General features: G+C 72.1%; 5 protein-coding genes. 4 read left to right on the top strand and 1 reads right to left on the bottom strand.

Annotation, left to right across the window (positions count from 1 at the left end):
- Positions 1-91: 91 nt before the first annotated feature.
- Entirely contained in the window at positions 92-457 is a 366-nt protein-coding gene (locus ACFU5F_RS13530) for a DUF4180 domain-containing protein (protein WP_383886318.1), read from the bottom strand.
- Between the two features lie 424 nt (positions 458-881).
- Between ACFU5F_RS13530 and ACFU5F_RS13525 the strand changes: the two genes are divergently transcribed.
- The 4 genes from ACFU5F_RS13525 to ACFU5F_RS13510 all read left to right on the top strand — a co-directional run bounded on the left by ACFU5F_RS13525 (position 882) and on the right by ACFU5F_RS13510 (position 7247).
- On the top strand, positions 882-1769 hold the full coding sequence (locus tag ACFU5F_RS13525; protein WP_383886316.1) for a serine hydrolase: 888 nt from the start codon (positions 882-884) through the stop codon (positions 1767-1769).
- Positions 1770-1841: 72 nt separating this feature from the next.
- Positions 1842-2933 (top strand): esterase-like activity of phytase family protein, encoded by a 1092-nt coding sequence (locus tag ACFU5F_RS13520; RefSeq protein ID WP_383886312.1) that lies wholly within the window; start codon positions 1842-1844, stop codon positions 2931-2933.
- Between the two features lie 101 nt (positions 2934-3034).
- On the top strand, positions 3035-6775 hold the full coding sequence (locus ACFU5F_RS13515) for an ABC transporter ATP-binding protein (RefSeq protein ID WP_383886309.1): 3741 nt from the start codon (positions 3035-3037) through the stop codon (positions 6773-6775).
- Positions 6776-6896: 121 nt separating this feature from the next.
- Positions 6897-7247 carry a hypothetical protein gene (locus ACFU5F_RS13510; protein ID WP_383886306.1) on the top strand — a complete coding sequence of 117 codons (351 nt, stop codon included), beginning with the start codon at positions 6897-6899 and terminating at the stop codon, positions 7245-7247.
- Positions 7248-7394: the final 147 nt, after the last annotated feature.

Below are 7394 nucleotides of genomic sequence, written 5' to 3'. Positions count from 1 at the left end.
GCCGGCGCGCCGTCCGGGACCTCGGCCCGCGGGGCGCGACGCGCACGGATCCTGGCCGATTGTCGATCACCGCGGAGCGGCGCCCAGGTCCTCAGGCCCGCAGGCGCTCGCGCAGTTCGTCGAAGTCGGTCAGGAACCACGTCTGACGACCGCGGTTGCACTCGACGACGAAGTCCCGCAGGGACGAACTGGCCTCCGTGTGGCGGGAGATGTCCCCGATCACGGCGAGCCGGACGCCGTACTGGACGAACTTCTGGACGATGTCGCCCGCGACGCGCGTACGCAGCCGGAAGAAGTCCTCGTCGAACCGCTCGACGGGGACGACGACCCAGGTGGCGCCCTGGTACCCGGCGTCGCCGATGAGGTCCAGGGCGTCGCTCTCGCGGGCGATGGTCCCGCCCTCGGCGCCGCACACCAGCACGGGCACGTCGTGGATCGTCTCCAAGGTGGTCGTCATGACGCCGAGCCTAGGGTCCGGCGGCGGAGGGGGATGGGTTTTCCGCCGCCCGCCCGCCCGCCCGCCCGCTCGCCCGCTCGCCCGCTCGCCCGCCGTCGGCGGGTCAGGGCCGGTTCGCCGGACGCTCTCTCCGCGGGGGAGGAGCTCGACGAACTTCTTCTCGTACGCGCGGATTTCTCCCGGTACACCGCCACCGCCGCGTTCCGGCGATCGGTCTGGATGCCCGTACCGATCCCCGATTTCGCGAACATGTGTGCAACCATCGTGCATTCTTACGAGTCGACTGTGGTGAACCTGCCTGTAGCGGGTTCCAGTCGCTCAAGGGGATGGGAAAAAGTAGATGACTCACCGGATATCGGGGGTATCCCGGGTGTCGCGTACATCCACACGTGCGCGTGTGGTGGCTGCGGGGATCGGCGCGGGGATGATCGTGTCGACGGCGGCGGTGGCGTTCGCGCCGGCCGCCGCGGCGGCGCCGCAGGTCAGTTGTACGTCCAAGCAGGCCGGACTGGCCGAGAAGCTGCAGAAGGACATCACCGCCGCGCTGGCCAAGCGGAAGGGGACGGTGGCCGTCGGACTGTCCGAGCGGACCACCGGCACCACCTGCACGCTGCGCGGCGACACGGCCTTCGACTCGGCCAGCGTCGTGAAGGTGACGGTGCTCGCCGCGCTGCTGTTCGACGCGAAGAAGACGAACCGCTATCTCACCGACCGTGAGACCACGCTCGCCACCGCCATGATCACCAAGTCGGACAACGCCTCCACCAGCACCCTGTGGAAGCAGCTCGGCGTGAAGAAGATCAAGGCGTTCCTCACCGCCGCCAAGATGACCCAGACCAAGCCGGGCGCGGACAACTACTGGGGCCTCACCCAGATCACCGTCCGGGACGAGCAGCGCCTCCTCGCGCTGCTCACCGCGAAGAACACCGTGCTGAGCGACAACGCCCGCGCGTACGTCCTCAAGCTCATGAACAAGGTCGTCGCCTCGCAGCGCTGGGGCACCCCCGCAGGGGCCCCCTCCACCGTGAAGGTGCACGTCAAGAACGGGTGGCTGTCCCGCGCCACGCACGGCTGGCGGGTGCACAGCGTCGGCACGTTCACCGGCGGCGGGCGGGACTACACGATCACCGTCCTCACCCACGGCAACCCCGACATGCAGTACGGCGTCAACACCATCCAGGGGGTCGCCAAGGTGATCCACAAGGATCTCGTGCCCGTCGCCAAGACTGCCTCGGGTGAGCCGAGCGTGCAGCGCTACGTGCCCACCGACCGACCCCAGGAGGCGACCGTCCCGGTGCCCGAGAACGGATGACGCGGCAGTCGTCATCCGGACGTTCACGATGAGGCCATCCGCGGATCACCGGCGTCGTCCTACGGTGACGCCATGCCTCCCAGAAGCTTCGTCGCGACGCTGACCGCGAGCCTGGCGGCGGCCACCACCCTGGCCGCCGCCGGACCCGTCCACGCCGACTCGCCGCGCGCTCACGCCTGTTCGCCGTCCGTGTCGATCGAGGCGTACTCCGACGCCCTCGACAGGACGACGTACGAGGGCACCTACGTCGGCAACCTCTCCGGTCTCGCCGTCGACCGCGACGGCTCGCTCCTCGCCGTCTCCGACCGGTCCTCCCTCTTCACTCTCGACCGCCGCACACTGCGGCCGCGGGGAGTCCTCCCGCTCGCCACGGAGACCGGCGCCGCGCTCGACTCCGAGGCGCTGGCCGTCGACCGTGACGGCACCCGGCTCGTCACCTCCGAGTCCGAACCGTCGGTCCGGCGCTACGACCGCGCGGGCCGGCTCCTGGGCAGCCTGCCCGTGCCCTCCGAGCTGCGCGTCGCCCCGGCCGGGCGGGCCGTCCCCAACCAGACCTTCGAGGGGCTCACCCTCCTGCCCGGCGGACGCACGCTGCTCGCCTCGATGGAAGGCGCGCTCGACGGGGACGCCGCCGGGATCGTCCGCCTGCAGACCTGGCGGCGGCACGGCGCCGCACGGGACTTCCGGCTCTCCGCCCAGTACGGCTATCGCGCCGACACCGGACTCGGCGTCGTCGAGGTGGCGGGTCTCCCCGGTGGGCGGCTGCTGATGCTGGAGCGGGGCTTCACCGCCGGGGTCGGCAACACGGTCCGCCTCTACGCCGCCGACACGCGCCGCGCCACCGACACCTCCGGCACGGAGGTCCTCACCGGGCGGGACGACGACGGCGTACGCCTCGTCCGCAAGACCCTCCTCGCCGACCTCGTGGACTGCCCCACCCTGGGCGCCACCGCCAGACAGCCCCAGCCGAACCCGCTGCTCGACAACATCGAGGGGATGACCGTCACCGGACCGCGGCGGCACGGGGAGCACGAGGGTCGCGAGGAACACGAGGGACACGAGGGGCGCGGACCGGGAGGGATGGACGTGCTGCTGGTCAGTGACGACAACCAGAACGCCGTCCAGACGACCCGCTTCTACTCCCTGCGGGTGCGGCTGGGCTGAACCGCGTCGAAAGCGCCCTCCCGAATTGGTGCGGCGGGATGAAATCCGCGGCCCCGCGTGTTGGTCTCCAGCGGAGACCAGGACGAACGGAGGGCACCGGCGTGACAGCGCAGCAGGGGGGCGACCGAGGGTGGGCGCGCAGACTCGCCGGATATGCCTGGCGGCACCCCGGGGACGTGATCCTCGCCCTCGGCTCGTCCCTCGGCGGTATGGCCGTGATGGCCCTGGTCCCTCTGATCACCAAGGTGATCATCGACGACGTGATCGGGGACCGGACCCGGGACATGGCCCCCTGGGCGGGGGCCCTGATCGGTGCCGCCCTCCTGGTCTACGCCTTCACCTATGTCCGCCGCTACTACGGCGGCCGCCTCGCCCTGGACGTCCAGCACGACCTGCGCACCGAGATGTACGGGACGATCACCGGCCTCGACGGGCGGCGGCAGGACGAGCTGTCCACCGGGCAGGTCGTCGGCCGCGCCACCAGCGACCTCCAGCTGATCCAGGGCCTGCTGTTCATGCTGCCGATGACCATCGGCAACATCCTGCTGTTCCTGATCTCCCTGGTGATCATGGCGTGGCTGTCCCTGCCGCTGACCCTGGTCGCGGTCGCCGTCGCCCCCGCGCTGTGGTGGATCGCCCTGCGCAGCCGCGCCAAGCTGCATCCCGCCACCTGGTACGCCCAGGCCCAGGCCGCCGCCGTCGCGGGTGTGGTCGACGGCGCGGTCAGCGGTGTCCGCGTGGTCAAGGGGTTCGGGCAGGAGGACCAGGAGACCGGGAAGCTGCGGGAGGTCGGCCGGCGGCTCTACGCGGGGCGGTTGCGGACCATCCGGTTCAACTCCCGGTACACCCCCGCCCTCCAGGCCGTCCCCGCCCTCGGCCAGGTCGCGATGCTGGCGCTCGGCGGCTGGCTGGCCGTGCGCGGGCACATCACCCTCGGTACGTTCGTCGCGTTCTCCACGTACCTCGCCCAGCTCGTCGGCCCCGTCCGCATGCTCGCCATGGTCCTCACCGTCGGTCAGCAGGCCCGCGCCGGCACCGAGCGCGTCCTGGAGCTGATCGACACCGAGCCCACGCTCGCCGACGGCACCAAGGACCTTCCCGCCGACGCCCCCGCGACCGTCGAGTTCGACGACGTGTCCTTCGGCTACGACTCAGGGCGCCCCGTCCTCGACGGTCTCAGCTTCGAGATCCGCCCCGGCGAGACCCTCGCCGTCGTCGGCTCCTCCGGCTCCGGCAAGTCCACCGTCTCCCTCCTCCTCCCGCGCTTCTACGACGTGTCCCGCGGCGCCGTCCTCATCGGCGGCCACGACGTCCGCGAACTGACCCTGGACTCGCTGCGCGCCGCGATCGGCCTGGTCCCCGAGGACTCCTTCCTCTTCTCCGACACGGTCCGCGCCAACATCGCCTACGGCCGCCCCGACGCGACCGACGAACAGATCGAGACCGCCGCCCGCGCCGCCCAGGCGGACCGTTTCATCGCCGAGCTGCCCGACGGCTACGCCACCAAGGTCGGCGAGCACGGCCTCACCCTCTCCGGCGGCCAGCGCCAGCGCGTCGCCCTCGCCCGCGCGCTCCTCACCGACCCCCGCCTCCTCGTCCTCGACGACGCGACCTCCGCCGTGGACGCCCGGGTGGAGCACGAGATCCACGAGGCCCTGACCCACGTCATGGAGGGCCGCACCACCCTCCTCATCGCCCACCGCCGCTCCACCCTGAACCTCGCCGACCGCATCGCCGTCCTCGACGGCGGCCGTCTCGCCGACATCGGCACCCACGAGGAGCTGGAGCGCCGCTCCGCCCTCTACCGCCGTCTGCTCACCGACCCCGACGAACTCGGCGGCGTCTCACCCGGCCACATCCCCCCGGCCTCCCTCACCAAGGCCGACGACACCCCCGGACGCGACGCGATAAGGGAGGAGCTGGACGCCGAGTTCGACGCCGAACGCGGCATCACGCCCCGGCTGTGGACCGGCGACCGCGAGCCCCGCGACACCGCCTTCGAGGGCACCCCCGCCACCCCCGAACTCCTCGCCCAGGTCGAGGCGCTGCCCCCGGCGACCGGCACCCCGGGCATCGACGAGGCCCGCGCGGTCGCGCCGGAGGAGTCGTACGGCCTGCGGCGGCTGCTGCGCGGCTTCGGACTGCCCCTGTTGGTCAGCCTGGGGCTCGTCGCCGTCGACGCGGGCACGGGGCTGCTGCTGCCCGTGCTGATCCGGCACGGCATCGACGACGGAGTCTCCCAGGCGGCCCTCGGCGCGGTCTGGGCCGCGTCCCTGCTGGGCCTGGCCGCGGTGCTCGCCCAGTGGGCGGCCCAGATCGGCGAGATGCGGATGACCGGCCGGACCGGCGAACGCGTCCTGTACTCGCTGCGCCTGAAGATCTTCGCCCAGCTCCAGCGCCTCGGACTCGACTACTACGAGCGGGAGTTGACCGGCCGGATCATGACCCGGATGACGACCGACGTGGACGCCCTGTCGACGTTCCTGCAGACCGGCCTCGTCACGGCCTTCGTCTCCGTCGTCACCTTCTTCGGCATCATGGGCGCCCTGCTGGTGCTGGACGTGGAGCTCGCCCTCGTCGTCTTCGCCACGCTCCCGCCGCTGATCGTCTGCACGGTCTTCTTCCGGCGGGCGAGCGTGAAGGCGTACGAGCTGGCCCGCGAGCGGGTGTCCGTGGTCAACGCGGACCTCCAGGAGTCGGTGGCCGGGCTGCGGATCGTGCAGGCGTTCCGGGGCGAGCGCGCGGGCGCCGAGCGGTTCACGGCCGGCAGCGACAGCTACCGCCGAGCCCGGGTCCACGGCCAGTGGCTGATCTCCCTCTACTTCCCGTTCGTGCAGTTCCTGTCCTCGGCGGCGGCCGCGGCCGTCCTGATCGTCGGCGGCCACCGCGTCGACGCGGGCACCCTGACTACCGGCGCCCTGGTCGCCTACCTCCTCTACATCGACCTGTTCTTCGCCCCGGTCCAGCAGCTCTCCCAGGTCTTCGACGGCTACCAGCAGGCCACCGTCTCCCTGGGCCGCATCCAGGAACTCCTCCAGGAGCCGACGTCCACGAAGTCCGCCGCCGAGCCGCGCCGGGTCGGCTCGCTGCGCGGCGAGATCAGGTTCGAGGGCGTGGACTTCGCGTACGGCGCCGCCACCGAGGGGGAGGCGGCCCTGAGCGGGGTGGATCTCACCGTCCCCGCCGGTCAGACCGTCGCCTTCGTCGGCGAGACCGGCGCCGGCAAGTCGACGCTGGTCAAGCTCGTCGCCCGCTTCTACGATCCGACCGGCGGCCGGGTCACCGTCGACGGCACCGACCTGCGGGACCTCGACCTCACCTCGTACCGGCACCGGCTGGGGGTCGTCCCCCAGGAGGCGTACCTCTTCCCGGGCACGGTCCGGGACGCCATCGCCTACGGCCGGCCCGACGCGACCGACGCCGAGGTCGAGGCCGCCTCCCGGGCCGTCGGCGCGCACGACATGATCGCCACGCTCGACGGCGGCTACCTCCACGAGGTCGCCGAGCGCGGCCGCAACCTCTCCGCCGGGCAGCGGCAGCTGATCGCCCTGGCCCGGGCGGAGCTGGTGAACCCGGACGTCCTGCTCCTCGACGAGGCGACGGCCGCACTCGACCTGGCCACCGAGGCGCAGGTCAACCAGGCCACCGACCGTCTCGCCGGCCGCCGTACGACCCTCGTCGTCGCGCACCGGCTCACCACGGCCGCCCGCGCTGACCGCGTGGTCGTCATGGACCACGGCCGGGTCATGGAGGACGGCACCCACGACGAACTCCTGGCCCGTGAGGGCCGGTACGCGGCACTGTGGCGCACGTTCGTGGGCGAGCCGGTTCTGAAGTCCTAGCGGGCCTTCGTAGCGTGTCCCCCTTGAGCGCGCAACCGTTCGAGGGGGTTGTGCGTCCGTACATCAGTACGGGTGTGTGGCGGGAGGGGCTGCAGTGAGCGGGCGTGGGATACGTCGGCGCATGGCGCTCGTGCTGGCCGTGCTGACGACCGCCGGGCTGCTGTCCCTGGCGGGACCGCCGGCGAGTGCGGAGGCCGCCGCGTCGTGTGCCGGGCGCAAGGTGCGGACCCTGACGTTCGACACCGGGACCGTACGGGTCTACCGCAAGGGCGGCCGGTACGTGTGCGCCGTGCTCGTGCCGCGGAAGCAGGCCCACAAGGGGACTGTGCGCATCCGGGCCCGGGGCGGCCGGTGGGTGCGCAACGAGAAGCACCCGGCCGGCCCCGTGACCGTGCACGCGGGCCGGCGCGCCGTGTGGATCAAGGCGCGGGCCGGCGGCCGGACGTACGACTCGGGCTGGATCCTGCGCTGAGCGCCCACGCGGCGGGGCGGCACAGGGTTTTCCCTACCGCTCCCATCCGCGGGCGACAGCAGTCCAGTTGGCCCCTTTCCTCCCTGGTGCCCCGGCCGTGGCTCCGATAGCTTCCGGCGCACAGCCGCTGCACAACTGCATAGCTGC

It is taken from the genome of Streptomyces sp. NPDC057438, from assembly GCF_042802995.1.
In the GTDB taxonomy this organism is placed as follows: Bacteria; Actinomycetota; Actinomycetes; order Streptomycetales; family Streptomycetaceae; genus Streptomyces.
Note: the sequence above shows the minus strand (reverse complement) of the source record. Positions and strands in the feature narration are given on the sequence as shown.

Coding starts and splice junctions, on each gene's coding strand:
- ACFU5F_RS13510 (WP_383886306.1), top strand. CDS start 6,897: ATGGCGCTCGTGCTGGCCGTGCTGACGACCGCCGGGCTGCTGTCCCTG.
- ACFU5F_RS13520 (WP_383886312.1), top strand. CDS start 1,842: ATGCCTCCCAGAAGCTTCGTCGCGACGCTGACCGCGAGCCTGGCGGCG.
- ACFU5F_RS13525 (WP_383886316.1), top strand. CDS start 882: ATGATCGTGTCGACGGCGGCGGTGGCGTTCGCGCCGGCCGCCGCGGCG.
- ACFU5F_RS13530 (WP_383886318.1), bottom strand. CDS start 457: ATGACGACCACCTTGGAGACGATCCACGACGTGCCCGTGCTGGTGTGC.